At 70.8% G+C, this 26577-nt stretch carries 21 protein-coding genes; 10 read left to right on the top strand and 11 right to left on the bottom strand.

Translation table 11 applies throughout. The annotated features are described in order from the left end of the window. Window positions 1-3 precede the first annotated feature (3 nt). Window positions 4-1860 carry a dynamin family protein gene (locus QMG73_RS22200; protein ID WP_281898618.1) on the bottom strand — a complete coding sequence of 619 codons (1857 nt, stop codon included), beginning with the start codon at window positions 1858-1860 and terminating at the stop codon, window positions 4-6. Beyond that, the gene (locus QMG73_RS22195; protein WP_281898616.1) at window positions 1857-3359 is read right to left on the bottom strand and encodes a dynamin family protein; all 1503 of its coding nucleotides are present in this window, start codon (window positions 3357-3359) and stop codon (window positions 1857-1859) included. The genes QMG73_RS22200 and QMG73_RS22195 overlap by 4 nt, the downstream gene beginning before the upstream one ends. A gap of 154 nt (window positions 3360-3513) precedes the next feature. Here QMG73_RS22195 and QMG73_RS22190 point away from each other — a divergent pair, with 154 nt between their 5' ends. Continuing rightward, window positions 3514-5988: a LuxR C-terminal-related transcriptional regulator gene (locus QMG73_RS22190; protein WP_281898615.1), complete on the top strand. Its 2475-nt coding sequence runs from the start codon at window positions 3514-3516 to the stop codon at window positions 5986-5988. Continuing rightward, window positions 5985-6518 (top strand): LuxR family transcriptional regulator, encoded by a 534-nt coding sequence (locus tag QMG73_RS22185; RefSeq protein ID WP_281898613.1) that lies wholly within the window; start codon window positions 5985-5987, stop codon window positions 6516-6518. The genes QMG73_RS22190 and QMG73_RS22185 overlap by 4 nt, the downstream gene beginning before the upstream one ends. A 60-nt stretch (window positions 6519-6578) precedes the next feature. Here the strand turns inward: QMG73_RS22185 and QMG73_RS22180 are convergent, their stop codons facing one another. Further along, complete coding sequence (locus QMG73_RS22180) at window positions 6579-7313, bottom strand: lysophospholipid acyltransferase family protein (protein ID WP_407676844.1); 735 nt, start codon at window positions 7311-7313, stop codon at window positions 6579-6581. A 27-nt stretch (window positions 7314-7340) separates the two neighbouring features. Here QMG73_RS22180 and QMG73_RS22175 point away from each other — a divergent pair, with 27 nt between their 5' ends. Both QMG73_RS22175 and cydB read left to right on the top strand, forming a co-directional pair. Then, window positions 7341-8729: a cytochrome ubiquinol oxidase subunit I gene (locus QMG73_RS22175; RefSeq protein ID WP_281898609.1), complete on the top strand. Its 1389-nt coding sequence runs from the start codon at window positions 7341-7343 to the stop codon at window positions 8727-8729. An 11-nt stretch (window positions 8730-8740) separates the two neighbouring features. Continuing rightward, window positions 8741-9727, top strand: a complete 987-nt coding sequence (gene cydB / locus QMG73_RS22170; RefSeq protein WP_281898607.1) for a cytochrome d ubiquinol oxidase subunit II — start codon at window positions 8741-8743, stop codon at window positions 9725-9727. Window positions 9728-10842: 1115 nt separating this feature from the next. On the opposite strand, the gene QMG73_RS22165 is transcribed toward cydB, so the two are convergent. The 3 genes from QMG73_RS22165 to QMG73_RS22155 form a co-directional block, all read right to left on the bottom strand. Continuing rightward, window positions 10843-11325: a pyridoxamine 5'-phosphate oxidase family protein gene (locus QMG73_RS22165; protein ID WP_281898605.1), complete on the bottom strand. Its 483-nt coding sequence runs from the start codon at window positions 11323-11325 to the stop codon at window positions 10843-10845. Between the two features lie 6 nt (window positions 11326-11331). After that, complete coding sequence (locus tag QMG73_RS22160; RefSeq protein ID WP_281898603.1) at window positions 11332-12042, bottom strand: hypothetical protein; 711 nt, start codon at window positions 12040-12042, stop codon at window positions 11332-11334. A 92-nt stretch (window positions 12043-12134) separates the two neighbouring features. Continuing rightward, window positions 12135-12521 carry a hypothetical protein gene (locus QMG73_RS22155; protein ID WP_281898601.1) on the bottom strand — a complete coding sequence of 129 codons (387 nt, stop codon included), beginning with the start codon at window positions 12519-12521 and terminating at the stop codon, window positions 12135-12137. Window positions 12522-12846: 325 nt separating this feature from the next. Between QMG73_RS22155 and QMG73_RS22150 the strand changes: the two genes are divergently transcribed. After that, window positions 12847-13800: a tyrosine-type recombinase/integrase gene (locus QMG73_RS22150; protein WP_281898599.1), complete on the top strand. Its 954-nt coding sequence runs from the start codon at window positions 12847-12849 to the stop codon at window positions 13798-13800. A gap of 7 nt (window positions 13801-13807) precedes the next feature. On the opposite strand, the gene QMG73_RS22145 is transcribed toward QMG73_RS22150, so the two are convergent. After that, on the bottom strand, window positions 13808-14668 hold the full coding sequence (locus tag QMG73_RS22145; RefSeq protein WP_281898597.1) for a phytanoyl-CoA dioxygenase family protein: 861 nt from the start codon (window positions 14666-14668) through the stop codon (window positions 13808-13810). 131 nt (window positions 14669-14799) lie between these two features. Further along, window positions 14800-15255, bottom strand: coding sequence for a MarR family winged helix-turn-helix transcriptional regulator (locus QMG73_RS22140; RefSeq protein WP_281898595.1), 456 nt, complete (start codon window positions 15253-15255; stop codon window positions 14800-14802). Window positions 15256-15273: 18 nt separating this feature from the next. Between QMG73_RS22140 and QMG73_RS22135 the strand changes: the two genes are divergently transcribed. Together QMG73_RS22135 and QMG73_RS22130 are read left to right on the top strand one after the other, a co-directional pair. Continuing rightward, window positions 15274-16473, top strand: coding sequence for a glycosyltransferase (locus QMG73_RS22135; protein ID WP_281898593.1), 1200 nt, complete (start codon window positions 15274-15276; stop codon window positions 16471-16473). Then, window positions 16466-16957: a methyltransferase family protein gene (locus QMG73_RS22130; protein ID WP_281898591.1), complete on the top strand. Its 492-nt coding sequence runs from the start codon at window positions 16466-16468 to the stop codon at window positions 16955-16957. The genes QMG73_RS22135 and QMG73_RS22130 overlap by 8 nt, the downstream gene beginning before the upstream one ends. Here the strand turns inward: QMG73_RS22130 and QMG73_RS22125 are convergent. Both QMG73_RS22125 and QMG73_RS22120 read right to left on the bottom strand, forming a co-directional pair. Continuing rightward, entirely contained in the window at window positions 16954-19704 is a 2751-nt protein-coding gene (locus QMG73_RS22125; protein ID WP_281898589.1) for an Hsp70 family protein, read from the bottom strand. The two genes, QMG73_RS22130 and QMG73_RS22125, sit on opposite strands and share 4 nt — an antisense overlap. Window positions 19705-20222: 518 nt before the next feature. Further along, window positions 20223-20846 carry a TetR/AcrR family transcriptional regulator gene (locus tag QMG73_RS22120; RefSeq protein ID WP_281898587.1) on the bottom strand — a complete coding sequence of 208 codons (624 nt, stop codon included), beginning with the start codon at window positions 20844-20846 and terminating at the stop codon, window positions 20223-20225. Window positions 20847-20985: 139 nt separating this feature from the next. On the opposite strand from QMG73_RS22120, the gene QMG73_RS22115 reads away from it, so the two are divergent. Further along, entirely contained in the window at window positions 20986-21801 is an 816-nt protein-coding gene (locus QMG73_RS22115; RefSeq protein ID WP_281898584.1) for an oxidoreductase, read from the top strand. Window positions 21802-21918: 117 nt separating this feature from the next. Here QMG73_RS22115 and QMG73_RS22110 read toward each other — a convergent pair whose 3' ends face one another. Continuing rightward, window positions 21919-23562 (bottom strand): FAD-dependent oxidoreductase, encoded by a 1644-nt coding sequence (locus tag QMG73_RS22110; RefSeq protein ID WP_281898583.1) that lies wholly within the window; start codon window positions 23560-23562, stop codon window positions 21919-21921. A gap of 301 nt (window positions 23563-23863) precedes the next feature. On the opposite strand from QMG73_RS22110, the gene QMG73_RS22105 reads away from it, so the two are divergent. Together QMG73_RS22105 and QMG73_RS22100 are read left to right on the top strand one after the other, a co-directional pair. Next, window positions 23864-24895 carry an NAD(P)/FAD-dependent oxidoreductase gene (locus QMG73_RS22105; protein ID WP_281898581.1) on the top strand — a complete coding sequence of 344 codons (1032 nt, stop codon included), beginning with the start codon at window positions 23864-23866 and terminating at the stop codon, window positions 24893-24895. Further along, the gene (locus tag QMG73_RS22100; RefSeq protein ID WP_281898579.1) at window positions 24892-26391 is read left to right on the top strand and encodes an MFS transporter; all 1500 of its coding nucleotides are present in this window, start codon (window positions 24892-24894) and stop codon (window positions 26389-26391) included. The genes QMG73_RS22105 and QMG73_RS22100 overlap by 4 nt, the downstream gene beginning before the upstream one ends. Window positions 26392-26577 lie beyond the last annotated feature (186 nt).

The following is a 26577-nucleotide window of genomic DNA, read 5'->3' as shown; positions in this document are numbered from 1 at the left end:
TCGTCACTCCTCTGTGGCGGGTGCCGGCAGCAGGGACCGGGCGCGGGACAGGACCTCGTCGAGCTGCTTGAGGCGGCCACGCAGACCTTCGCGTTCGGCCTGGAGGGCGGCTTTGCGGCGGCCCCGTTCGGCTTTGTCTTCGGCGAGCGCCTTGTCGATTTCGGCGATGTGCGCGTCGAGCTGTTGCAGTCGCCGCTCGATGGCGTCGTCGAGGGCGAGCGTGAGCCCGTACTGCAGGTCGGTGAACCGGTGCATGATCTCGTCGGACAGGGCTGCCCGGGCCTCGCCGAGCACCTCGCGCAGCCATACTCGGGCCTGCTGGCGGTCGTTCTGCACGCGCCGCCGGTACAGGATGAAAGCGCCCGCTGCCAGGCCGAGCCCGAGTCCGGCGACGGGGATCAGCAGGCCGCCGCCGACGAGGGCGCCGGCGCCGAGCGCGGAGGCGCCGGCCATGGCGCCGCGACCGGCCATGAAGGCCATGCCGCCGGCGGACATCGCGATCATCACGTTGTCGGCGCCGGCGGCGCCTTCGCGGCGGGGTTTGGTGGCGAGGGCGTGGCGGAGGGTGGCGTTGAGCCGGCGCAGCACGAACTGCAGCTCGTGCGGCCCGAACACCTGCGTGAGGGTGCGTTCGGCGACCTTGCGGAACCGGAACTCCAGGTCGTGGGAGAGCCGCACGGACAGGGCGTGCAGGGCCTTGTCGACCTCCTGCGGCAGCCCTTTGATCTCGTCGCCTTTGCCCTTGTCGATCCGGTTGAGGTACTCCTCCTGCAGGGAGGTGATGTAGTTGCGCAGCCGGCCGGTGGCCTCGACGCGGGCGCGCTGGGTCTCGGTGTTGAGGGCCAGGGACCACTGCCGGGACTCGGTGCGCTTGCGGGCGGCGAGGGCGGCGCGGTCCTCTTTGGCCTTGGCCATGTCGGCCGGGTCGGGGTCGGTGGCTTTGATGCGTTCGCCGACGCGCAGGTCCAGCCGGATGATCTCGCTGCGTACGGCGCGGAGCACGTTGGACTGCTGCAGCAGGTGGCCCTTGCCGGCCAGGTCGATGAGGGCGTGCTGGAGCTCGGCGATCCGGGATTCGCGGATCAGCTCCTGCGCGGCCTCCTTCGGCAGGGTCATGGCCAGCTCGGCGAGGCGGGCGGAGACCGGGTACCAGGGTGCGGCTCCGAACCGGGGTGCGTGGGCCTGCAGTTGGGCGCGGTCGTCTTCCCAGATGGTGCGCCAGCCCGGGTACGCGTCGGTCTTGGTCAGCGCGAACACGACGAAGTTGACGCGTTTGCTGGCCTCGATGAGGAAGTCGAGTTCGGGTTTGGCGAACGGCGCGGACGCGTCGACGACGAACAGCAGCGCGGTGGCCCGCTCGACCGCGTCGAGGGCGATCTCGGCGTGCAGCGGGTCGAGGCCGCCGGTGCCGGGGGTGTCGACGAGCGTCAGGTACTGCAGCAGCGGCGCCGGGTGGGTGACCTCGACCCGCCGGGGCGGCCGCATGCCCTCGGGGAGCCGCCCGAACGGGGTCGCCCAGTCCCGCAGGGCGTCGAGGCCGAACGGCACCGGGTCTTCCCGACCGGGCAGCCAGGCCTTCGCGGCGGGTTGCGGCCCGTGGGCGAACTCCAGGTACGTCGCGGTGGCCACCGCGACGTCCACAGGCGACAGTCCGGGTACGCCGATGAGGGCGTTGATCAGGGAGCTTTTGCCGCGCTTGGTCTCGCCGACGACCACGATGGACGGCCGGCCCAGTTCGCGGCGGCGCAGCGCGTCGACGTCGCTGGCCGCGTCGGGGTCGGCCTTGCGCAGGTACGCCATGGAGGCGTCGACGGCACCGGACAGCAACTTGGTCAGCGAGGCCGGGGATGGCGCTGTCACGCGGTGCCCCTGACGCGCTGGGACAGCAGGTAGAAGCCGCGGTGGGCGACCAGGGCTACCCGGGACTGGGCGGGGCTGGCACCGGCGACCGCGTACACCCGCCACCGGGTGGCCGCGTCGAGTGCCGCCTTGACCAGCTGCTCGGTGCCGGCCGTGGGCAGTCCGAGGATCCACTGCGGGTCGCTGGACAGCGCCAGCCGGGTCAGTTCCTGCTCCATCGGCTCGGGCAGCTCCACGGAGCCGGTGCTGACCAGCTGCGCCACCTCCATCAGCCGCAGCCGGTGGTAGTCGGGCTGTTGCAGGACCCGTTCGATGGCGTCGCGCAGCAGCTCGCGGTCGCCGAGGCGGGCGGTGTGGCTGGCGACCTTCTCCAGGCTGGACAGTGCCCAGCCGGCCTTGATCGCGTCGGTGCGCCACCGGAACGCCTGGTCCAGGGTGTGCCGCAGCCGCGGGAACCCGGACGCCTGGTACAGCATCCGGACCAGGTCGCCGCTGGCCAGCTGCGGACGGGCGGCGAGCTGCGCGATGGCGAAGCCGATCCCGTACAGGTCGAGCAGCCGCAACAGCCGTTCCCGCTGCTCGCGCGGGACCGCGCACTCCCGTGAGGTGAACAGGTCGACCGAGGCGAGCAGCACGAGCCGTTCGGTGTGCGGCAGCTGGGCCAGGGCGCGCAGGGCCTCACAGTCGGCGGCGGTGAGCCGGCCGGCCTCGGTGGTCTCGGCGAGCAGCCCGACCACGGGTACGACGTCGGAGACGACGCGGCGCAGCACCTTGGTCTGGTCGGAGGCGAGCGGCCCGGCGACCGGCCACGGGTCGGCGACCCCGGCGACCAGCTTGTCGACCTTGTTGAACAGTCCGACGGAGTTGATCGGGTTGCTGGCCAGCCGGGCCGAGATGGACCGGAACGCTTCCAGGGCCTGCAGGTCGTCGTCGCGGACCGACTGGGTGAACACGTACACGATCGCCTCGGCGCCGGAGATGGCACCGACCGAGTCGTCGTCGATGTCCTCGTCGATCGGGGCCTCGTTGAACAGGAACCGGCGGGCGCCGGCGCTGACCGACGTGTTCGTCGAGGCCAGGCCGGGTGTGTCGACGACGGTCAGGTCGCGCAGGTGGTCGCTGGTGAGGGTGACGTCGACGAACGAGATCTCGTGCCGGGGCACGCCGAGCCGCTGCGGGATCATGCCGGCCTCGTCGAGCGGCAGGCTGGCCCGGGAGCCGTCGCGGCGTACCACGTCGACCCGGTCGGCGGTGCCGTACCGGAACTGGGTCACGATACGGGTGCATTCGCCCACCTCGGTGGGCGCGACCCGGCGGCCGATGAGCGCGTTCACAAGTGTCGACTTTCCGGCTTTCAGACGACCGGCGATGGCGACCCGCAGGGGCTCGTCGAGCCGCCGCCGGACGCCCAGCACCTGCGTCTGGGCGGCGGGGCCGACCCGGGGGCCGACCTCGTCACACAGGGCGGCGACGCGGGCGGAGAGTGGACCTGGTCCCATGACTCGTCAGCCGACCATGCGGTCGGCGACAATGACGAGGTACCCGCGGTCGTGCTCACTCATGGTGTTGGTCGTCCCTCCTACGGTCCACATTACGAATATCCTGCCGACGCAGAATCCCATGTTCGTGCCACCCCCATGCCGGAGGCCCAACGTGCGTCACGCGACCGCAACGGTGCGGCCCGGTTCCCTCATCGCGGAGGCTACCGGGCTGCTGGCCGCACCGGCCCTGGTCGTCGTCGCCGGCGGGCCCGGTGCCGGCCGCAGCACCGTACTGCGGCAGCTGGGCGAGGCGTTCCGCGGCCCCGTGTTCACCGGCGGCGGCCTGGCGATGCTGTCGACGGTGCCGGCGTTCGCGCTGGCCAGAGCGGTGCGGGTGCGGCTGCCGGCCGGTGACACGGCGCTGCTGGCCGAGGCGGTGCGTTCCCGGGTCCGGGGCGGGCTGCTGGTGCTGGACGACGTGCAGTGGGCCGACCCGGCCACCCTGGCGGCGCTGCCGGCGATCGCCGCGCACTGCCGGGTGGTGGTGGCGCTGCGCACCCCGCACCGGTTGCCGCCGGACGTGGTGGCCCGGCTGCGCGACGCGGCCGGCGGCTGGCTGACCGTGCCGCCGCTGCCCGCCGACGCCGCGGCCGCGCTCGCCACCCGCGTCGCGCCGAGCCTGGACGCGGCCGCTGTGGCGTCGGTGGTCGCCCGCGCCGGCGGCGCGCCCCTGGCCGTCGAGGCCCTGGCCCGGCACGCCGCCGCCCGGGGCGCCACCGACCTGGCCGCCGAGGCGGGACAGATCGAGTACGCGGTGGCGGGTGCCCTCGCCGACCTGACCCGACCCGCCCGCACCGCGATGGCCGCCCTGGGGCTGCTGGGCCGCCCGGCCACCGCCGCCGTACTGGGCACCGGTGTGGACGAGCTCGCCGAGGCGGGACTGGTCGTGGCCGTCGACGGGGATTTGGCGCCGGTGTCGCCGTACGTGGCCGAGGTGGCCGCCGGGCTGCTCGACCCGCCGGGGCGGGAGGCGCTGCACCGCCGGCTGGCGGGACTCGTGCCGCCACGGGAAGCCGCGCGTCATCTGGCCGCCGCGGGTGACGGTGTGTCCGCGTACACGATGGCCGTGACGGCGGCCGACCACGCGACGACGGCGGGCGAACGCGCGGAGCTGTTGCTGCTGGCCTGTGATCTGCCCGGTGTCGACGCGGAGCCGGCGGTGCGGGTGGCCGCGGCCGCCGCCGCCCTCGCCGCCGGGCGACCCCGCGCCGCCGTGCGCGCCCTGACCACCGAGGCACCGTTGGGCGTCGACGCGGCTGTGCTGCGCGGCGAGGCGCTGCTTCAGGTGGGCGACGTCGCGGCGGCCCGGGCGGCCGCCGCGCCGGTGCCCGACACCGCCGACCCGGCCCTGGTCGCCGCCCGCGACCGGGTGCTGCTGCTGGCCCAGCTGGCCGCCGCCCCGCACGACGCGGCCGACGAGGCGGCGCGGATCGAGGCCCGGCACGGCGACCCGCCCGCGCACGCCGGCCTCCGCGCGGCCCTCGCGGCCGTCCGCGCCGCCCGGCGCGCCGAGGGCTGGGAGTACGCCCTGGCGTCCTCGGCGGCCGCCGCCGGCGCGGCCGGTGACCTCCTCGCCGCCCGATGGAGCGCGTGGCTGCTGGTGGAGACCCTCGCCGCCGACGGGCGGCTGGCCGAGGCCGCCCAGACCGCGGCGAACGCGGCCGCCGCGTGCGCGATCGACGTGGCGTACAGCTGGCAGACCCGCTTCCTGGCCGCGGAGCTGTGGTGTTCGGCGCTGCGCGGCTCCGACGCCGTTCGCGAGCGGAGCGGCGCGCCGGCGCCTGGAGATGATGTGCTGCGGCGGGCCGGTGACCTGACCGACCGGACGCTGCCGGTACAGGCGCGCGGTTACGCGATCGCGGCCGCCGGCCTGGTCGAGGCCGACGGCGGGCTGCTCGCCCCGGCCCGGTCCCGCCTCGCCGGCGCGCCGACCGCGCCGCCGTCGGTGGCGGCGCTGCTGGACTGGGTAGGACGCGAGGCGGCCTGGCTCGACGGGCAGCCGGAACGGGCCGCGGCCGGGTTCACGCCCGGCGCCCCGCCGCTGGTCGATGGGCTGCGCCGGATCACCGCCCGGTGGGCGGCGTACGACGGGGCTTCCCTGGTGGTCGCCGGCGCCCCGGCGGGTGGCCTGGCCCCCGTGGAGGCGACCCTGGCCGCCTGGGCGGGCGCCGGCGACTTCGACCAGGCCGCGGCCGCCTGGCACGACCTGGCCGTCCGCGAGGAGGTGCGCTGCCTACTGGCCCGCGGCCTGCACGAGAGCGACCCGGCCCGGGCGGTGCCGCCGCTGCTGGCCGCCGAGGCCCTCGCCGAACAGGCCGGCCTGGTGGTGCTGCTGGGGCGGGCCAGGCGGGCGCTGCGCCGCCACGCGGTGCGCCGCGACCAGCGCGGACCCCGTTCCGGCGGTGAGCTCACCGACCGGGAACGCGACGTGCTGCGCCTGGTGGCCGCCGGCGAGCCGACCCGCCGGATCGCCGGACAGCTCGGCATCTCCGCCGAGACGGTGGAGACACACATCCGGTCGGGCATGCGCAAACTGGGGGCTCGTACGCGCACGGAGGCGGCCGCGCGGCTCGGGGGTTCTCAATGACGGGCCCAGACAACGCTCCACGCTATGTGGTGCCCAGCGCCACCGACGCCACGTCGGTGCTGCGCCGGCTCGCGCGCGCCGGCTGGACCACCCGGGAAGGGTTCGCGCTCACCGACGGCGGCTGGGACATCACCGAGTCGCGGGTGGTGCTGTACGGGCGGGTGCCCGACCTGGAGACCGTCCACCTGGTGGTGATGGCGGCGGCCCGCGGCGCCGGCGTGGTGGCGATCACCGACGCGGTCGGCGAGGTGGGGCGGGCGCTGGTCGCGGACCTGGGCCGGCTCGGTCCGGTGTACCGGGCCGTCGACGCCGACCCCGAACCGGGCGACGACGACCTGGTGGGGCAGCTGGTGCCGGAGCAGCGGGCGCTGCTGGAGCGGCTGGCGAACGGCGAGACGATCGCGGCGGCCGCGGCGGCCGAGTTCCTGTCTTTGCGCACCGCGAACCGCCGCATAGCCCAAGCCCGCCAGCTCCTGGGCGTCCGCACCACCCGAGAGGCCGTGCTCGCCTACCTCCGCGCCCGCCGCTAACGCTTCTCTTGTGATCAGGGCGTCCCTCAAGTCGTTCTAGCAACTTGAGGGACGCCCTGATCATGGGGCGAGGCGGGCGCGGCTGGGGTCGATCGGGCGGGTGGGATCGTGCCAGCGCGGCACGTCGGGCTCGGCCGCCCGCAGGGGGAGTAGCGCGTCGGCGATCGCGGCCATCACCCGGTCCGTCGCCTCCCGCGCCGATCCGGTACCGGCCAGCGACACCGGCCGCCCGAAGTGGACGCTCACCTGTGGACGGCGCAGCACCGACCGCGCCAGCCCCCGCACCGCGCCCCTCGGCGCCGCGTACGGGGCGATCTCGTGTGCGCCCCACTGCGCGACCGGCACCACGGGTACGCCGGTGGCCTCGGCGAGCCGTGCCACGCCGGTCTTGCCGCGCTCGGGCCACATACCGGGGGCGAGCCCGATGCGCCCCTCCGGGTAGATGAGCACCGGGTCACCGGCGGCGACCGCCTCGATGGCGTCGTGCAGCGCCTGGGTGACCGAGGCGGTGCCGCGGGCGACCCGCAGGTACCCGGCGCGGCGCAGCACCGCACCGACCACCGGTGCCCGGAACACGCCGGCGGTGGCCATGACCCGGGGCGCGACCCCGATGGCATGGCAGGCGGCCAGCAGCACCACGGGGTCGACGGGGCTGATGTGGTTGGCGGCCAGGATCACCGGCCCGTCGGGTACCGCGCCGGTGACCCGCAGCCGGCCGAATGCGGCGAGGACCACACGCGCCGCTACCTGAAGCCCTCTACGACATCCCGTAGTATTACTACCGGACGTAGTAATACTGGTCGGGGTACGGGAGGGTTTCACGTGGACGCGCTCGATGTCGCCCGCTGGCAGTTCGGTGTCACCACCGTCTATCACTTCCTCTTCGTTCCCCTCACCATCGGCCTGTCCACCCTGGTCGCCGTCCTACAGACGGTCTGGCTACGCACCGGCGACGACCGGTACCTGCGCCTGACCAAGTTCTACGGCAAGCTCTTTCTGATCAACTTCGCCATGGGCATCGTGACGGGGATCGTGCAGGAATTCCAGTTCGGCATGAACTGGAGCGACTACTCGCGCTTCGTCGGCGACATCTTCGGCGCACCCCTGGCCATCGAGGCGCTGCTCGCCTTCTTCCTCGAATCCACGTTCCTCGGCCTGTGGATCTTCGGCTGGGACCGGCTGCCGAAACGCGTCCACCTCGCCTGCATCTGGATAGCGGCCATCGGCTCCACCGTCAGCGCCTACTTCATCCTCGCCGCCAACTCCTGGATGCAGAACCCGGTCGGCTACCGCGTCGACCCCGAAACCGGCCGCGCCGAACTCACCGACTTCATGGCCGTACTCACCAACAAGGTCACCCTCATCACCTTCCCGCACACCATCGCCGGCGCGTTTCTCGTCGCGGGCGCCCTCATGACCGCGGTCGGCCTGTGGCACCTGATGAAGCACCGCACCGAGGAGTTCCGCCCCGCCGTCAAACTCGGCGCCTGGGTCACCCTCATCGCCGCCGCCACCGTCGCCATCACCGGCGACACCCAGGGCAAAATCATGACCGAGGTACAGCCGATGAAGATGGCCGCCGCCGAAGCCCTGTACCAGACCGAGCAACCCGCGGCCTTCTCCGTCCTGACGGTCGGCACCCTCGACGGCAGCCGCGAGATCTTCGCCCTCAAAATCCCGTACCTGCTGTCCTGGCTCGGCACCGGCGACCCCAACGGCACCGTGCACGGCATCGACGACCTGCAAGCCCAGTACACCGCCCAGTACGGCCCCGGCGACTACAGCCCCGTCATCCCCGTCACCTACTGGACGTTCCGCCTCATGATCGGCCTCGGCATGGCCGGCGCCCTCATCGCCCTGATCGCCCTCTGGGCCCAACGCCGCGGCCGCATCCCCACCAACCGGTGGCTGCTGCGCTCCACCCTCATCCTGCCGGTGCTGCCCCTCCTGGCGAACATCAGCGGCTGGGTCTTCACCGAGATGGGCCGCCAACCGTGGCTCGTGTTCGGGGAGATGCTCACCCGCGACGGCGTATCCCGCAGCGTCTCACTGACCGAGGTCCTCACCTCGTTCACCGCCTTCACACTCCTCTACGCCGCCCTGGCCATCGTCGAGGTCAAGCTCCTGCTCCGATACGCGAAGGCCGGCCTACCACCTGTCGCGCCGCCGTTGGAAGACGACGCCGACCGCCCGCTCGCCTTCGCCTACTAAGGACCGCCGTCATGGAGCTCACCACCGTCTGGTTCGCCCTCGTCGCCGCCCTGTTCGTCGGCTACTTCGTCCTCGAAGGCTTCGACTTCGGCGTCGGCATCCTGCTGCCCGTCCTCGGCCGCGACGACAAACAACGCCGCGTACTCATCAACACCATCGGCCCCGTCTGGGACGGCAACGAAGTCTGGATCATCACCGCCGGCGGGGCCATGTTCGCCGCGTTCCCCGAGTGGTACGCCACCCTCTTCTCCGGCTTCTACCTGCCGCTGCTGCTGATCCTGGTGGCGCTGATCCTGCGCGGCGTCGCCTTCGAGTACCGCGGCAAACGCCCCGACCCGCGCTGGAAAGCCCGCTGGGACACCGCCATCTTCTTCGGCTCCCTGCTACCGGCCATCCTGTGGGGGATAGCGGTCGCCAACATCGCCCGCGGCGTACCCCTCGACGCCGACCACGAATACACCGGCGGCCTGCTCGACCTGCTCAACCCGTACGCGCTGCTCGGCGGCCTTACCACCCTCGCCCTGTTCGTCACCCACGGCGCCGTCTTCCTCGCCCTCAAGACCACCGGCGACATCCGCGCCCGCGCCAACACCCTCGCCGCCCGCACCGGCGTCGCGGCCGCCGCCCTGCTCGCCACGTTCCTGACCTGGACAGCGCCCGCCGGACTCGCCCTGATCTGCGCCCTCGCGGCCATCGCCGCCGTCGTGGGCGCCCTGATCGCCAACCGTCGCGGCCGCGAAGGGTGGGCATTCCTGGGTACCGCTAGCGGCATAGCCTTGGCGGTGGCCACCCTGTTCGCGGGCCTGTACCCCGACGTCCTCCCGTCCACCGTGGACCCCGCCCACAGCCTCACCGTCGAGAACGCCGCCGCCACCCCGTACACGCTGCGCATCCTGAGCTGGGTGGCCCTGTTCTTCGCCCCCTTGGTCCTCATGTACCAGGCCTGGACGTACTGGGTCTTCCGCCGCCGCCTAGGCATAGCCCAAATCCCCGACTAACAGTTCCTTCTCGCCCCTCCGCGCCCCTCGCTCCGCCCCGCACACCCTCCGCACGCCCTCCGCCCCTTTATCCGCCGCGCCCTCCGCGCCTCCGCCCCTCTGCGCCGTGCGCCCTCCGTCCCCGCTCTGCGCCGTGCGCGCTCCTTTGCTCGTCGATCAAGGGCGAACGCACGTGCTTTGATCTCCGATCCGCGTACGGGCGTCGCGCGGGCGCCGTCCGGCGGGTGCGGTACGGCGTGTCGCCGCGCCGTTTGCGCCGATCAAGGGCGAACGCACGTGCTTTGATCTCTTTCCGCGTGCGTTTGCCCTTGATCCATCGAGATGCCCTTGATCGGCGCGGCCTGCGGCCCTGCGGACTCGCGACGGCCGCTGCGCTCGCTCCCGCAAACCCTTCGCGCCGCGCTCCGCACCCGTCGGCCGGCACAGCGTCGTCCGCGGTTGGACACCCGATGCCGCGTTTTCCCGGATATTGCGGCATCAGACGCTGGTCGAGGGGACGTTTTCCCCGAAATTGCTGCCTTCGCCGATCAAGAAGGGCCTCGAGCCCAACACCGGGTCGCGATCGACGAACACGACCTGGTGTCCCCACCAGCACACGCGACACGAGCACGTTCACGACCAGGCCGACGGCCGCGGATGTACCGGGCCGCCGCATGCGGCGGCGATCATCGCGCAAGCGGCCCACCGACCAGATTGCCCCGATCCGCGTAGCGGATCTCTCGCGCTGTGAACGGTTATTGCTGCTCCAGCAGCAATAACCGTTCACAGCGCGTCGCGGAACAGCGACCTGACGCCTGGTCCGCGCGCGCCTAGCTCAGCGACGCCGATCAAGGAAATCCGCATGGATCAAGGGCGGACGCGCGCGGAATAGAGATCCAACCACGCGCATTCGCCCTTGATCGGCGCAAACGGCGCGGCGACACGCCGCATGCCGCACTGCGGGCCGCGCAAAGGCCGCTCGCCGGGCGAGCCCGCGCGGCGAGCAGAAGAGCACGCGTGCCCGTGCGGCGAGCAAGGAGCACGCTGCACGCGGCGCGAAGCGGGCCACGCAAAAGCCGCTGGGCGGGCAAAGCCGCGCAGCGCGCACGGGCCGGGTGAAGCGCACGTGGGAGGCGCTATGTGCGTTTGAAGACGCGTAAACCCTTGCCCTCGCGCCACCACTGGATGAGCAGGTGGTCGGCGGGGGAGCCGACCTTCGTCAGCACCACCTCGGTGATGTCGGCGCGGAACAGATGCGACGGCCCCGGGGGAGCGTCCTTGTTGACCTCGGACACCCGGGCCGGGTCGGTGATCTCCTCGACCCGGCCCGACAGTTTCGCGTCGCCGGGCCAGGCCGCCGGATCGTCGTCGTCAGGGTCGACGCTGGCGCTGTGCAGCGCGAACCGCGGGTCACGCCGCAGATCCAGTGCCTTGCGCGACAGCCACATCCCGCCGAACCACAGCTCGCCGTCGCGGAACTGCGCCTCGGTGCCGCTGATCCGCGGCGAACCGTCACGGCGCAGCGTCGCCAGCGTCTTGTGCCGGTGCGCGTCGAGCAGGCGCCGCACCGCCGCGGCGAACTCGGGCGCGTCCGCCTCCACCTCAGCCCAGCTGGCCACCCGCGCTCACCCCGCGTCGCGCAGCTCGGCCAACCGCGCCTCGATCTCGGCCAGCTCGGCGCGCAGCTTCTCCGCCTGCTGCTCGGCCTCGCTGCGCTCAGCGGCCAGGATCTGCTCGACGGCCTCCTTCACGCCCGGCACGTCGACCAACCCCACGATCTTCAACGCCTCCACAGGCTTCACCACGTACGGCTTCGCGAGCGACTTGGCACCCTGGGTGGCCGCCACCGTCCACTCGCCATCCGTGTACGCCAACGTGACGGTCAAGCCGGCGGGAGCCTTCGGCTTCGCGGCCTTACCGGCGGCCTTGCGCGGCTTGTCGGCGGCGGGCGCCGGGCCGGGCTGGCTCGCGGGGGCGTCCACAGTGGTCACTTTGGCCTCCTTGCGTGGCGCCGGAACCGGCGTCCTGGTGATCTTGAACTCTGGTGCCGGAACCGGGTCGGGCTCCGGCACGGGCGCCGCCTTCTTCGCCCGTGCGGCCGCCGCCTTGGCGCCCCGCGGCGGGATCGTCAGATCGGCGGGGGAGAAGGGCAACTCGTCACGGCCGAACCGGACCACCACCCACTCGTCGGACGCCTCGGGATCGGTCAGCTCGGTCACCTGACCGATCTGACCGGCGATCTGACCGGCGGAGTCGGTGAACATCACCCGCGGCTTGCGACCCGCCGTGAGCGTGTCGCGGATCGACTCGAGCTCGTCGTGGGACAACCCTGCCATCGCGCGACCTCTTCCGTACACGTGTTTGATTACAGCTTCCTACCAGCCGGGTCCGACAACGTCCACTCGACACGGCCACTGAGGACTGCGCGCTACACCCAGAGCAAAATAATCACCGTGTAGGCGACGGCGACGAGGCACAGGAACGCGCTGAACGTCGTCCAAGCGGGCCTGCGCAACTCGAACTCCGACATCGCGGTGCCCGGGTTCCGGGCGTCGTAGACGACATCGACCCGCGAGCCGCTGCCAGGGGCGCCGTCCGACGGTACCGACAGCAGGTGAGCCTTGCCGGTCTGGTCGGTGTAGGCGACGGTCCAGGAGTGCAGTCCGGCGTACCAGCCGCCGCCAGCGAGCCGGCCTTGCGCCCGTACGCCGCGCCTGCGCAACACGAACCGCGTCGAGTGGCCCCACACGGCCACAGCGGTGAGCAGCAGGGGCGGGAGCAGGCCGAGAAGCTGGAGACCGGACACGTCCGTCATGGTGCCAACCGTGATCCACTTTAGTTGTTCGATAATCTACATTATGTCAACTAGAGGAGGCGGAAGACCCTCGACCCGGGGAGTTCGAGCGCGGAAACCGCGACAGAACGCCTCTGACAGAACTCGATCATGAAGGCGCCTCCGTGGGGCGGCGCGCCCCACGGAGGCGCCGGTCCGCACGCACAGAAGCCAGTGCGCACATGCAAAGACGGAAAGCCGGGCCCCGGACGTGCACCAGACGAGCCCAAGACGATTAGCCCATTCCCCGCCAGCGGAGAGGAAGCACTCCTCCCGCCGAGTCGGTATTTGATGCATAATATTCCTTATGCAGGACATACAAGACATTCCGGTCGAAGGTCTCGTCGAGGAGTTCCTGGCAGCCCGCACCGTGCGCAAGCCCTCCGAGCACACCCTCCTGGCGTACCGTCGCGATCTCACCGCGATCCTGAAGCTCATCGGCGAAGACGTCACTCTGGGTGACCTCTCCCCCAAGGTTTTGCGGGCGGCTTTTGCCGCCTTCGCCGCTGGCCGGGCCCCCGCCTCCGTCTACCGGGCCTGGTCGAGCTGGAATTCGTTCTTCGGTTTCCTGGTGATCGAGGGGGTGGCCGCCGGCAACCCGATGCCGGCGGTCGGCAAGCCGCGGATGGCGGCCGCCTCCCCCAAGCCGCTGCGTGGTGAGGACACTCCTGAGCAGCTGTTGCAGGCGGTGCACCAGGCCGACGCGCGGCAGCGGGACCCGTGGCCCGAGCGCGACGTCGCGGTACTGGCGCTGGCGCTGTGTGCGGGTCTGCGGCTGGCGGAGCTGCTGGCGTTGCGGGTGGGGTCGGTGGTGGGCCGGCCCGGTGAGCGGCGGGTGGAGGTCGCCGGTAAGGGTGGACGGCCGCGGTCGGTGCCGATCGAGCCGGAGTTGGACGCGGTCGTGGAGCGGTACGTGGACAGCGTGCGGGTGCGGTTCGGGCGGGTGCGGCCGGGTGATCCGTTGTTGCTGGATCGCCGGGGTGAGCCGTTGCGGCGGGGTGGTTTGCAGTATCTGGTGGAGTCCTGTTACCGGCGGGCGGGGATCACCGATCGGGTGCCGCGGGGTGCGCAGTTGCACGCGTTGCGGCACACGTTCGCGACGCGGCTGGCGGAGGACGGGGCGAACGCTTCGGAGATCATGCGGTTGCTGGGGCACGCGTCGCTGACGACGTCGCAGGGCTACATCGAGGTGACGGCGGCGCAGCAGCGCGCGGCGGTGCGGGCGAACCGCACCAACCGCGCGCTGGGTGGTCTGGGGTGACTGTGGGCTACGGCTTGAGGTGGGGGTAGCCGGGGTCGAGGTTGCCGGTTTCGCGCAGCAGCGTGTAGAGCGGCACTCCGTGGGGGGCGTGTCCCCACGCGTGGTCGCCGTCGGTGGCGCCCAGCGCCCCGAGTAGTTGCTGCTGCACCGGGCTGAGTCCGGGGTGTTCCCGCTTCAGTTCCTCCCGTGCCCGCACCCACCGGTACGTGTACGCGAAGGATGCCGCCGCGCGGGTGATCGGCGAGTGGTTGTCGGACTGGGCGTGCCAGAGCCGGCGGTCGAGGAAGACGGCGTCGCCGGCGTTGGCGGTGACGTGGATGGCGTCTTCGGGGTCGGGCCACGGCATGCTGCGGGTGGGTGGGCCGGCGATCCAGTCGGTGGTGTGGCTGCCGGGTACGACTTTGAGGTTGCCGCGGCCGGGTACTGACACGTCGGTGAGCCAGTAGGTGAGTTTCACCGACATCCGTGGCCGCGGGTGGGTTTCGATCTCGCGGTTCTGGCGGCCGCCGTCCTGGTGCCACTGGTACCGGAACGGCTGGTCCCCCGTCACCGTCGGGTGCACGTCGAGGTGTGAGTGGTAGATGTGCACGTTCCAGCCGAGGATGGACCAGACGAGGCCGAATACGGCCGGGTGGTCGGTCAGGGGTGCCAGTTCGGGGCAGTTCGGTACGGCGCCGAGCAGGTGCATCGGACCGCCCTCGGGTGCGTGCCGCTCGTAGGCCCGGTCGACGGCCTCGGTGTAGTGGGCGACCTCGTCGGCGTCGAGTACGCCGGGCACGACCAGGTAGCCGTCGCGTTCGAACTGGGCACGCTGGTCCGCGGTCATCGCGGTGCCGGGGTGCTGCACGGCCGGAACGGTCGTGGTCATGTCAGGGCCTCCTGTGGTGTGGGATCGTCCCGATCACTAGACGGGTGGAGACCCGGATCCCGTTTCACGAATTCCTGTGAAGTTCTTCTGAAGGCCGTGCAGGCCGCGTCCAAGGCGCGATCGGAGGCCCATCAAGGGTGCGATCGCAGGCCGCCCAGGACGCGGTCGGCGAGTTCGCAGAGGGTATCCACCTCGGACGGTGACAGGACGGCGAACCAGGAGGCGATGGCGGCGATGTCGTCCTGGTCGCGGCCTATCCAGTAGGCGTCGCTGGCGGGTGTGGTGGCGAGCAGTTTGCGGCGCCGGTCGGCCGGGTCGGGCCGTACCTCGAGGAAGCCTTTGCGTTCGAGTGCGCCGACGAGTTGGGCGATGTTCTGGTGGGTGGTGCCGAGGGCGGCGGCGGCCTGGGTGGCGGAGGGCTCCCCCATGGCGATGACGACGGTGAGCAGGGCCGCCTGCTGGGTGGTGAGGCCGTCGGCGCGTAGCCGGTCGTCCATCTGGTAGCGCAGTCGCTGGGCGAGCGCGAGGACGGTCCGGAACGCGCGTACCGGCGGTTGCAGCTCTGGGGACTTCCACACCTTCGACATACGCAATATATTACCTAAGTGATCTGCCTCGTGCCGCACTGCGGCTACCTGTCCGCCGTCTCCCGCATGCTGGAGATCTACCGGGCGCTACGCGCGCGCGGCGCCCCGGTGCGGGTCGCCACCCACGGCGGCACCTACGAGCACCTGCTGCGCGCCGCCGGCGTCCCCTACGACCAGATCGGCCCACCCATGACCGCCGACCGGTGCGCCCGCTTCCTGCGCGACGAGCTCGGCGTCGGCCCCGTCCGGCAGAGCATGTACAGCGACAGCGAGCTGTACGAGTACGCCACCGCCGAAGCCGACTACTTCCGGGCACACCGGGTGACCACGGTCGTCACCGGATTCACGCTCAGCACCGTGCTGTCCACCCGCCTCGCCGGCGTCAAACTCGTCACCGAACACGCCGGCAGCTGGGTGCCGCCCGCGTTCGAACGCCGGCTACTGCCACCCATGCGCGGCCTCCCGCGGCGGCTGGTCAACGCCGCCCCGCCCCGCGTCCGCTTCTACTGTGGAGGCTTCAACCGGGTCGCCGCCCGCCTCGGCGTCGCACCCGTACCCAGTCTCGCCGCACTCGTCCTCGGCGACCTCAGCCTCGTACCCGAATCTCCGGACGTGCTCGGCGTCGCACCCGCCGACCTGGAGGCGTGGCGACCAGGCCGGGGTTACCGGCCCGGCACCCGGCTGCGCTACACCGGCCCGCTGTTCGCGCACCTCGACGTGCCGCTGCCCCCGGCCGTCGACGAATTCCTGGCCGACGGCCCGGTCGTGTACGTGGCGGTCAACTCCTCTCCCCCGGCGCTCGTCCGCGCCCTCATACGCGCGCTACCGAAGGACACGAAGGTCCTCGTCGCCGCCACGGTCTACGACCTGGAGTCGGAGAGCAGCGACCGGATCATGGTCGCGGGCGTGCTCCCCAGCCACCTGATCATGCCCAGGGTCGCGCTCGCCGTCACCGCCGGCGGGCAGGGCACCGTGCAGACCGCCATGGCCGCCGGCACCCCACTGCTCGGCGTACCCCTGCAACCCGAACAGGACCTCAACCTCGCCCTCCTCGAACGCCTCGGCGCCGCCCGCCGCACCCGACCAGCCACAATCCGGACAGACGCCGCCCGCATGCTCACCGACCCGATACACCGCGAAGCGGCCGCCCGCGTACAAAAGGCATATGCCACCCTCGACGGACCCGGCGCCGCCGCCGAGGCGATCCTCCATGCGTAAAAGCCGCGCCGCCACCGGCAGCGCCGTCTTCTTCGCCGCCGCGCCCGGCGTCGTCGCCGGGCTGGTCCCCTGGTGGCTGACCAGTTGGGACGCCGGCACCGCACCACTCGCCGTCCGCGCCGCCGGCGCGCTCCTCACCGCCGCCGGCGCGGCCGTGCTCGTGCACGCGTTCACCCGGTTCGTCGCCGAAGGCGCCGGCACACCCGCGCCGATCGCACCCACCGAACGCCTCGTCGTGGGCGGCCTCTACCGCCATGTCCGCAACCCGATGTACGTCGCGGTCCTCGCCGCCATCGCGGGGCAGGGCTTGCTGCTCGCCCGTCCGATCCTTTTCCTGTACGCCATTGTGGCCGGCGCCATCATGATGGCGTTCGCCCGCTGGCACGAGGAGCCGGCACTGCACCGCCGCTACGGCGACCAATACGAGCGTTACCGCCGCAACGTGCCCGGCTGGTGGCCCCGCCTGCGCCCCTGGCGCGGCTAACCGAACGACTTGATCTTCAGGACGATGACGCGCCGGTCACCGGTCCACACCGCCACCAGATCACCCCCGATCGACACCTGATCGGCCGCCTCCTTACCGATGTCGACCGCCTTCGTCGACTTACCCGTCGCGATCTCCGTCGCATACACCTGCATGATCACCTCCGAACCCTGCACCCGGCCCTCCTGCACCGCCATCCGCCCACCCCGCGTGGCGAGCACATGCGAGAAATCCGGGTACTTGCCAGCCGCCGCCCCATCACCCTTCAGGATCTTCGCGTCCGTCACCGTGTCGAACGTCGCCGGGCCGAACACCAATCGATCCTCGGTCACATACCAGCCCTCGTCATCCGACCACTCGACGTCGACCTTCCACGCCTGCTTACCCGTGCGGACGTCAACAGCGATCGTCTTGTCGTTCTCCGGCTCGTCGACCGCCATGCACACCACGAACTGCCCGCACGGCTTGACCTTCTCCACGTCGAAACCGTTCGTCAGCGGATACGTCCACGCCTTCTTGAACGACGGCAGCTTGTATCCGGCCAGCACAGCCTTACCGCCCGACGTGTCGTCGTTCTGCAACCCGATCACCAGCCCGCCGTACACCGTCCACTGCTCATCGGCGAGCGGCAACGAGCCGCTGCCCTTCGTCTTACCGTTCGACGTGTCGACCAGCCACCCCTTGCCGTTGCTCGCGTCGAGCTCCACCACCGCCTCCGGCGTGGCCGTGAACACGTCGAACAGCGCACCCCGCGCACCCGGCAGCGCACCGTCACCCTTCCCGTCCGGCCACTGCCCCACCGCCTCGATCCGGTGATGATCGATAATCAACAAGTCGTCGCCGGTGGAGCGTTTCCACTTCTCCCGACCGTTGCGCAGATCCACCCGCAGCACCGCGTTGCCGTTGAGCGAACCACCCAGGAACTCCACGATCGCGTCCGTGCCCACATAGGAGACATCCCGGCGGTCCTTCCACTTCTTCTTCCACAGCAGCTTGCCATCCGCCGCCGACAAAACCGCCCGCACATCGTCGCCACCATCGGTACTCGAACGCTCGCCGTCCAGCACCACCAGGTCACCAACCGCCGTCAACCGGATCTCCGTCGGCTCGATCGGCACGCTCACCGTCCACTTCGCCGCACCGCCACCGCCCGGCAGCGACACCACCTCCGTCGACCCGCCGCCCGCCACCGCGTACACCACGTTGTCGCCCACCACCGCCACACCCGCCGTGCCGTCCCGCTTCAACGCCACCGTGTGCGTGGTCGCCAGCTCACCGTCGCCGCCGTTCTCATCACCACCCAGCAGGCCACCGCCACCCGGGCCGCTACCGATCGACAGATTGTTGTCGTCCAGGGTCCGGATCAGCCAGCGCGCACCCGTCACCACACCCGCCATCAAGCCACCGACCAGCGTGAACACCATCGCCACCAGCAACGCCCGCCGCACCGGCCGCTTCGGCTTCGCGGGCGGCTTGGCGACCGGCGGCTGTCCTCCCACCGGCATCATCGGCGGAGGCATGGGCGGACTGATCGGGGCCGGCCCACCCAGGGGCCCACTCGCTGGCCCCGGCGGGAAAGGCGCCGACACCGGATACGCCGTCACCGGCGAACCCGCACCGATCGGACCCGACACCGGATACGGCGCCAACCCCGCCTCGCCCGTCGCCGGCTGCGACGCCATCACATGCACCATCGCGCCATACGCCACCGGAAGCTCCGGCTGCTCCGGCACCGACGGCGCCACCCCCAACCGGGCGTGCAAGCGGCTCGCCACCAGCGGCATCCGGCTCGCCCCACCCACCAGCAACAACCCACCCAGCTCACCCGGCTGCACACCCGAACGCTGCAACACCCGCCGCGTCTCGTCGACCGCCCGCGCCACCAGCGGACCCGCCACCCGCTCCAACTCCTCACGAGTCAGATGCATCGGCTCCGGCCGCCCCGGCACATGCACCGGCGCCGTACTCGACCGCGACAGCATCTCCTTCGCCGCCCGCACCTCAGACCAGAACGCCTGCCGATCCCGCCGCTGCCCCGGATCCGCCGGCTCACTCAACCGCTTCCACAACGCCGGATCGCCGACCGCCACCAACTGCCCCAGGTGCGCCACCAGGGCACTGTCCACATCGAGGCCACCCAGGTCGTCGAGGCCACCGGTCGCCAACACCCGCAACCCCGCCGGCTCCCGCCGCACCACCGCCACATCGAACGTGCCGCCACCAAAGTCGAACACACCCAAGCACTGCCCAGGCGCCACCTGCTGACCCAACACCTGCACGCAGTACGTCGCCGCCGCGATCGGCTCATCCAGCAGCCGCACCTCACCCAACCCGGCACGCCACGCCGCCGCCCGCAACACATTGCGCCGCGGCTGACCCCAATCCGCCGGACACGTCAACACCGTGCCACCCACCGGATCGATCCCCGCCGTACGAGCCTCGTCACCCACCCGCCGCAGGCTCGCCGCCAACAACTCCTCGACCCGCACCTCAAGCTCGCCGAGCAGCACCATGCCCTCGTCGACCCGCCGCTTCGGATGCGGCTCGAACCGCTCCGGCTGCGCCGCACCCAGCCGCTGCCCATCCCGGCCCGTATGGTGCGTGCCGGCCGCGTCGACGAACACCCCCGACGACAACAGCGGCGTGCCGTCGAACAACAGCGTCCGCGGCTGCTGCCCGCCGCGCCGCACCACCGCCACGGTATGCGTAGTGCCCAGGTCAACGGCGAGCCGTACGGGTTCGTCCACCGGCGCATGGTACTGACTGCGCCCCACCCCGATGTGCGAAGGTTGCTCGTGCTCTTCAAAGGCCTGGTCTACGCGATGCTGCTCTTCATCCTCATCGGCGCATTGGGCATCTGGCTCCGCCGCAACCGAGGCCGCTAACCCCCGCGCCGCTCCCCCACTCGCCGCTCGCGCCGCTCTGTGCTCGCGCCGCGCCCCGCTTTCGCCGCGCCGCCCCGCTTTCCGTCGATCAAGGGCGAACGCACGTGGTTCGATCTCTTTTTCGCGTGTATTCGCCCTTGATCCATGCAGATGCCCTTGATCGACGCCGCTGAGTCAGGCCGCGCAGTTCCCGTGCCGGTACTGGACCACCGCGCCATTGGGCGACCCGCGAGACCGGTTCGACCGGGATGGCCGCTGCGATGCGGAGTCCTCTCGCGTCGTCAGCCTTGTTTTGTATGGCCTCTCGTGTGACGTGCGAGCCGTGTCACACCCTGTAAGACATCCTAGGATGTTACTTCCTGCGCCCAACCGTGCCCTTCTCAGCGGTGGTGCGGGCGAGGCAGCAATGCGAACGCACTCTCCGCGATCGAGGTCAGGCGGGCGCGACTGTGGCCGTACGCGCCGACGACATCGGTGCCGCGGATGATGGTCAGCAGAAGGTACGCGAGGTCGTCCGGATCCGCGTCGGGGTCGATGTCGCCGCTGCGCTGTGCCGCTCGCACACAGTCGGCCACCGCCGTCGTGAGGACGGAGAAGCAGTCATTGGCCAGGCGTTGCACCTCGGGGTCGGAGGTACCGAGCTCCAGGGCCATCTTGGCGGCGAAGCAGGCCGCCGCCGCCCGGTCAGGGGCGGGGGGTACGTCGGCGGCGAGTGGCACCCCGTGGACGGCGCGGAGCAGGTACCCGTGCAGTCGTTCGAGGGCGCCCTCGTCCGGTCCGGCGAGCGCCTTCGGCGCGAACTCCCCCAGCCGGGCGAAGTACCCGGCCATCGCCTGCAGCAGCACACCGTGCTTGCCGTCGAACGCGGCATAGAGGCTGCCGCGGCCCAGGCCGGTGGCGGCGCTGATGTCGTCGACGCTCGTGCCGTTGTAGCCAGTGGTACGGAACTGCCGCTCGGCGGCATGCAGGACGTGATCGCGGTCGAAGCTTCGTGGTCTCGCCATACACAGAAGGTAATGCCGACCCACCGTACTTGACAACTCAGTACAGAACCGCCTAGGTTTTTGACAGTTCAGTACACAACCGTCCTGGCCACTCCGCACTGGGCACGACGAAGTCATGCCCACAACCGAAGGAACCAACATGCAGACAGCCCTCCCAGTGGCCCTTGTGACGGGCGCCTCCTCCGGGATCGGGCGGGCGGCAGCGCTCGCCCTCGTGAACGCCGGCTTCGCGGTAGTCGGCACGAGCCGCAACACGGCGAACGCCGGGCCGCTTGCCGGGGTGACGTTCCTCGATCTCGACGTGACCAGCGACGAGTCGGTCCGCTCCCTGGTCGAAGAGGTGATCGAGCGGTTCGGTCGGATCGACGTCCTGGTCAACAACGCAGGCGTGGGCGCGGTAGGCGCCGGCGAGGAGAGCTCGATCACCCAGGCCAAGGAGGTCTTCGACATCAACGTCTTCGGCCTGATGCGGATGACAAACGCGGTGCTGCCCCATATGCGCGCCCGGGGCAGTGGCCGCGTGGTCAACGTGTCCTCGGTACTCGGTCTGATCCCAGCGCCCTTCATGGCCGTCTACGCCGCCGCCAAGCATGCGGTCGAGGGCTACTCCGAGTCCGTCGACCACGAGCTTCGCGAGCACGGCGTGCGGATGCTGCTGGTCGAGCCGGCCTACACAAGCACGAGTTTCGAGGCAAGCAGCCTGGCACCCGACTCGCCCCTGCCGGTCTACGCCGCGCAGCGGGAGATCGCCCGAGACGTGCTGGCCACGGCCGTGCGCAACGCCGACGACCCGGACGTGGTCGCGAAGGTGATCGTCGCGGCCGCCACCGATTCCAAGCCCAAGCTCCGGTACACCGCCGGCTCGATGGCCGCACGCGTCAGCATCCTGCGCCGGATCGTGCCTTCGCGCGCCTTCGACAACCAAATCCGCAAGCTCAACCGGCTAGCCGCCTGACCCCGCGGTCAGCATCTGTCGTCCGGCCGCTCGTGAAATTCGACTTCGCATCCCTCACCAGCGACGTGCTCGCGCTGATCGACCGCTGTTCAACCATGGCTCGCCGTAAGGCTCGGGTCAGAACGTCCTTCTGCTGGCGAGGTAGGCGTGGACTGCGGAGATGACAACGGATCCCTCGCCGACGGCCGATGCCACCCGCTTGACGGAGTCTGCGCGTACGTCACCGACGGCGAACAGCCCGGGTATCGAGGTGGCGAAGCTGTCGTGGGTGAGCACGAAGCCCTTGGCGTCGAGGTCGACGCCGATGTCATGCAGCCAGGTCGTGCAGGGGTCCGCGCCGATCATCAGGAACAGTGCGGCCGCGTCGAGTCGTACATCCCGGTCGCGGGCGCGGTCGTGCCAGGTCAGAGCGCTGAGCCGGCCGCTGCCATGGACGGCAGTCAGCTCGCTGCACGGGTGCACGGTGATCCGCTGGTGGTGGGTCAGGCGCTGGACCAGGTAGTTCGACATGGTGTCGCGCAGGTCATCGCGGCGGGTCAGGACGTGGACGTGGGCGGCGTTGCGCGCGAGGAACAGGGCCGCCTGGCCGGCGGAGTTGGCGCCCCCGACAACGACGGCGTTGTGCCCGGAGAGCGGGTTGGCCTCCAGTTGGCTTGCGGCGTAGTAGACGCCACGGCCCTCCAGGTCGGCCAGGCCAGGCAGGTCCAGGCGCCGGTAGCGCACGCCGCTGGCGATGATCACCGCTGAGGCGAGGATGTCGTGCTCGTCGTCGAGCCGCACCCGAAACCCGCCGGGCACCTCCGACAGCCCAGTGACTGAGCGGGGTGAGAGAAGCCTGGTCCCGAACTTGACCGCCTGCAGCATCGCCGCCCGTGCCAGTTCAACCCCGGACACGCCGCGGTAGAAGCCGAGGTAGTTCTCGATCCGTGACGAGCTGCCGGCCTGGCCGCCGATGGCGACGTCCTCGACGACGACCACGTCCAGTCCTTCCGACGCCCCGTACACCGCAGCGGCCAGCCCCGCCGGTCCGGCGCCAACCACCAGCAGGTCACACCGGGCATCGTCGGCGATGCCCCACAGGTCGATGCCCAGCGCGGTTGCCAGGTCACGCGTGGTCGGCGCTGTCATGACGCGGCGCTGTGCCGTGACAACGGCCGTACCGGTCTCGGGCAAGGCACAGGTCTGCGCCAGGTCCGACCACGCCGACGGGTTTGAGCGCAGCACCGTCCGGTAGGGAATCTGGTTGCGTTCAGCGAAGTCCTGCAGGCGGTGCAGGTCGCGGTCGTCGTCTCCGGCCAGTACCAGACCGCCCTCGCCCTTTCTGCTCAGGAAACGCCGCCGGGCATCCAAAGCGGACAGCACGACATCGCTCAGCTCTCCCGAGATCTCCACCAGCCGGCGCAGTTCCTCCACCCGAACCCGCAGGATCGCGGTCTCCTCCATGGCCACGCCTTGGAAGACGGAGCGCTGCCCCATCAACATGCCGAGCTCGCCGACGAAATCACCGGCCTCGATCACGAATACAACCCGGTCCTCCCGGCGGTCCACGAGGAGCACGCCACCGGTCAGTACGAGGTGCAAGTCATATGGATCACCGGCGTCCCACAGCAACTCGCCGGGCGTGGGGTGCAGCTCCTCACCGGATGACCGCAACAGGTCCAGGACGTGTTGGCTCAACACCGGGAAGGCCATCTTATGAACCTCGTCCAGCCGACGGGACGAGTAATGGGTCAGCTCGTCCGGCACGGGGATGATGCTCATGTTTCTCCCTTACCTGGCAGGCGAATCGCTCCCGTCACGATTCTCCTCCGCTGGTTTTCGACGCTTCTTGCGGGCCTTTCTCGCCACGGTGGTCGCGGCCGTGCCCAACCACCACGGCGAGAGCCCTTCCTGGACCCTGACCAGGCAGAAGGTAAGGCAGATCTCCCGTACTTGACAACTCAGTACAGAACCGCCTAGGTTTCTGACAGTTCAGTACACAACCATCCTGAGCTCGGCGGACCGGCTTGGTCCGGGCTTGCAGGACCGCGACGCCGCGAAGGCGGCTTGGAGGTTTTGACTCATGACACAGGAGACCCAGCGACCGCCCGATGGCGAGGACTCCGCGAGCGACGCACTGCCCGAGGGGACCGTCGACGCGGTGGTGATCGGCGGGGGCGCCGCAGGGCTGAACGGTGCGCTGATCCTCGCCCGCTCCCGCCGCTCGGTCGTCGTGGTCGACAGCGGCTCCCCGCGCAACGCGCCCGCGAAGGCCGTGCACGGCTTGATCGCCTTGGACGGCACCCCGCCGCCCGAGATCCTTCGACGGGGCCGGGAGCAGGTACGCCAGTACGGCGGACGCGTCGTGCACGGCGAGGTGGTCTCCGCCGAGCCCGCCGCCCCGTCGGCGGACGGGGACCTGCGGTTCACCGTCACCCTGGCCGACGGCCGCAGCATCACCGCTCGCCGCATCCTGGTCGCCACCGGCCTCACGGATGTGCTGCCGGAAGTGCCCGGGCTCGCCGAGCACTGGGGGGACAGTGTGGTGCACTGCCCGTACTGCCACGGCTGGGAGGTGCGCGATGAGCCCATCGGAATCCTCGCCACTAGCGCGGCCTCCATCGGCCACGCGTTTCTGTTCCGCCAGCTGACCGATGACCTGACCTACTTCACCCACGGCACAGACCTGGACGAGGACAGCCGCGCCCGCTTCGCCGCCCGCGGCATCCGCGTCATCGACACCCCGGTCACCGAGGTCGTCAACGACCAGGACGGCGCCCTCGCCGGGGTGCGCCTGGCCGACGGCCAGGTCGTGGCGCGCCGCGTCCTCGCGGTCGGCCCGCGGATGCAGGCCCGCACCCGGGGCCTGGAAGGTCTGAGCCTGCCGATGCGGGACGTGCCGAACATCGGCCACGGTTTCGCCTCCGGCATGGCCGGCACCACCGAGGTGCCGGGTGTGTGGGTGGCCGGCAACGCCACCGATCCGGTCGCCCAGGTCGGCGCCTCCGCAGCGGCCGGCGCCCTCGCAGCCGCCGACATCAACCGGATGCTGGCCACCGCGGACACCGACGCGGCCCTCCAGGCAGCCACGCACAGCAAGCAAGGGGAGAAATGAGTACCACCGTCGACCGCGAGGCACCCGCCGCCACAAAGACAGACTCGGGCCTTCGCGGCTCACATGCCGTGCGCTGGTGGGTGCTGGTCGTGCTGGGCATGGCACAGCTCATGGTCATGCTCGATGCGACCGTCGTGAACATCGCGCTGCCCCAGGCGCAGCAGGACCTCGGCTTCAGCGACGGCAGCCGGCAGTGGGTCATCACCGGTTACGCCCTGGCGTTCGGCAGTCTGCTGCTGCTCGGCGGCCGACTCGGTGACCTGTGGGGCCGACGCACGCTCTTCGTGACCGGCCTGGCAGGTTTCGGGGCCGCATCCATTCTCGGCGGCGCGGCCTCCAGCTTCGAGATCCTCGTCGCGGCACGTGTGGCCCAGGGCCTCTTCGCCGCACTGCTCGCGCCCGCAGCACTCGCACTGCTGAGCGTGACCTTCACCGAACCGTCAGAAAGGGCGAAGGCCTTCGGTATCTTCAGTGCGCTGGGCGGCGCCGGCGGCGCGATCGGGCTGCTGCTCGGCGGCATGCTCACCGAATGGGCGTCGTGGCGGTGGGTGATGTACGTGAACGTCGCCTTCGCGGCCCCCGCCCTGATCGGCGCGTTGCTGCTACTCGCCAGGCCCGTGATCACCAAGAAGCCCAAACTCGATATTCCGGGCATCGTCGTGGTGAGCGCCGCGCTGTTCGCCATCGTCTACGGGTTCGCCCACGTGGAGTCCACCAGCTGGACCGACCCGGTCGCCCTCGGCTCCATGATCGTCGGCGCGGTGCTGCTCGCCGTGTTCGTACGGCTGGAGTCCACGGTCGCGCATCCGCTGCTGCCGCTGCGACTCGTGCTGGACCGGACCCGCGGTGGTTCGTTCATTGCGGTGTTCGTCCTGGGCATGGGGATGTTCTCGATCTTCCTGTTCCTGACCTACTACTTCGCGGCCAGCCTCGGCTACTCGCCGATCAAGACCGGTCTGGCATTCCTGCCGATGGTCGCGGCCGTCGTCGCTTCGTCGACCACGATGCCTTCGCTGGTGCTGCCCAAGGTCGGCCCGAAGATCGTCGTCAGCGCCGGCTTCCTGGTCGCCGCGGCCGGCATGGCCCTGCTGACCCGGCTCGAGTTGGACAGCACGTACGCCACCCACATCATGCCCGGCCTGATCCTGCTGGGTCTCGGCATCGGCGCGGTGATGACCACTGCGATCCAGGGGGCGACCTCAGGCCTGCACCACGAGGACACGGGCGTCGCCTCGGCGCTGATCAACACCGGGCAGCAAGTCGGCGGCTCCATCAGTACGGCGCTACTGACCACCGTTGCCTCGTCGGCCACGACCGACTACCTGACCTCGCACAAGCCCAGCGCGCTGGCCGCGGCGCAGGCCGGGGTCGAGGGCTACACGGCCACCCTGGCGTGGGGCTCCGGGTTCTTCGTGGTCGGTGCGATCATCGCGGCATTCCTGATCCCGAATCGGGCACTGGAGCCGTCCGAGGGCGAGCCCGTGATGGCCCACTAGCGTCGGCAATGGAACGGGTTGCCCATCGTCTTGCCGGCCCCGCACAGCGCACGCCGCGCGCCCTGATCCACATCGCCGATCAAGGCCACTTGCATGGATCAAGGGCGAATACACGCGGAAAAGCGATCCAACCACGTGCATTCGCTCTTGATCGGCGAGCAGAGGGCGCCAGGGCGCGGAGCTCGC

Source organism: Phytohabitans aurantiacus (assembly GCF_027923225.1).
GTDB lineage: Bacteria > Actinomycetota > Actinomycetes > Mycobacteriales > Micromonosporaceae > Phytohabitans > Phytohabitans aurantiacus.
This window is presented reverse-complemented; position numbering and strand designations above follow the sequence as displayed.

Bases quoted from the DNA above. Each gene is read 5' to 3' on its own strand.
- QMG73_RS22120 (WP_281898587.1), bottom strand. From the start codon at position 20,846: ATGGCGAGACCACGAAGCTTCGACCGCGATCACGTCCTGCATGCCGCC.
- cydB (WP_281898607.1), top strand. From the start codon at position 8,741: ATGGAGCTCACCACCGTCTGGTTCGCCCTCGTCGCCGCCCTGTTCGTC.
- QMG73_RS22140 (WP_281898595.1), bottom strand. From the start codon at position 15,255: ATGTCGAAGGTGTGGAAGTCCCCAGAGCTGCAACCGCCGGTACGCGCG.
- QMG73_RS22115 (WP_281898584.1), top strand. From the start codon at position 20,986: ATGCAGACAGCCCTCCCAGTGGCCCTTGTGACGGGCGCCTCCTCCGGG.
- QMG73_RS22155 (WP_281898601.1), bottom strand. From the start codon at position 12,521: ATGACGGACGTGTCCGGTCTCCAGCTTCTCGGCCTGCTCCCGCCCCTG.
- QMG73_RS22185 (WP_281898613.1), top strand. From the start codon at position 5,985: ATGACGGGCCCAGACAACGCTCCACGCTATGTGGTGCCCAGCGCCACC.
- QMG73_RS22105 (WP_281898581.1), top strand. From the start codon at position 23,864: ATGACACAGGAGACCCAGCGACCGCCCGATGGCGAGGACTCCGCGAGC.
- QMG73_RS22195 (WP_281898616.1), bottom strand. From the start codon at position 3,359: ATGGGACCAGGTCCACTCTCCGCCCGCGTCGCCGCCCTGTGTGACGAG.
- QMG73_RS22100 (WP_281898579.1), top strand. From the start codon at position 24,892: ATGAGTACCACCGTCGACCGCGAGGCACCCGCCGCCACAAAGACAGAC.
- QMG73_RS22160 (WP_281898603.1), bottom strand. From the start codon at position 12,042: ATGGCAGGGTTGTCCCACGACGAGCTCGAGTCGATCCGCGACACGCTC.
- QMG73_RS22145 (WP_281898597.1), bottom strand. From the start codon at position 14,668: ATGACCACGACCGTTCCGGCCGTGCAGCACCCCGGCACCGCGATGACC.
- QMG73_RS22110 (WP_281898583.1), bottom strand. From the start codon at position 23,562: ATGAGCATCATCCCCGTGCCGGACGAGCTGACCCATTACTCGTCCCGT.
- QMG73_RS22130 (WP_281898591.1), top strand. From the start codon at position 16,466: ATGCGTAAAAGCCGCGCCGCCACCGGCAGCGCCGTCTTCTTCGCCGCC.
- QMG73_RS22150 (WP_281898599.1), top strand. From the start codon at position 12,847: ATGCAGGACATACAAGACATTCCGGTCGAAGGTCTCGTCGAGGAGTTC.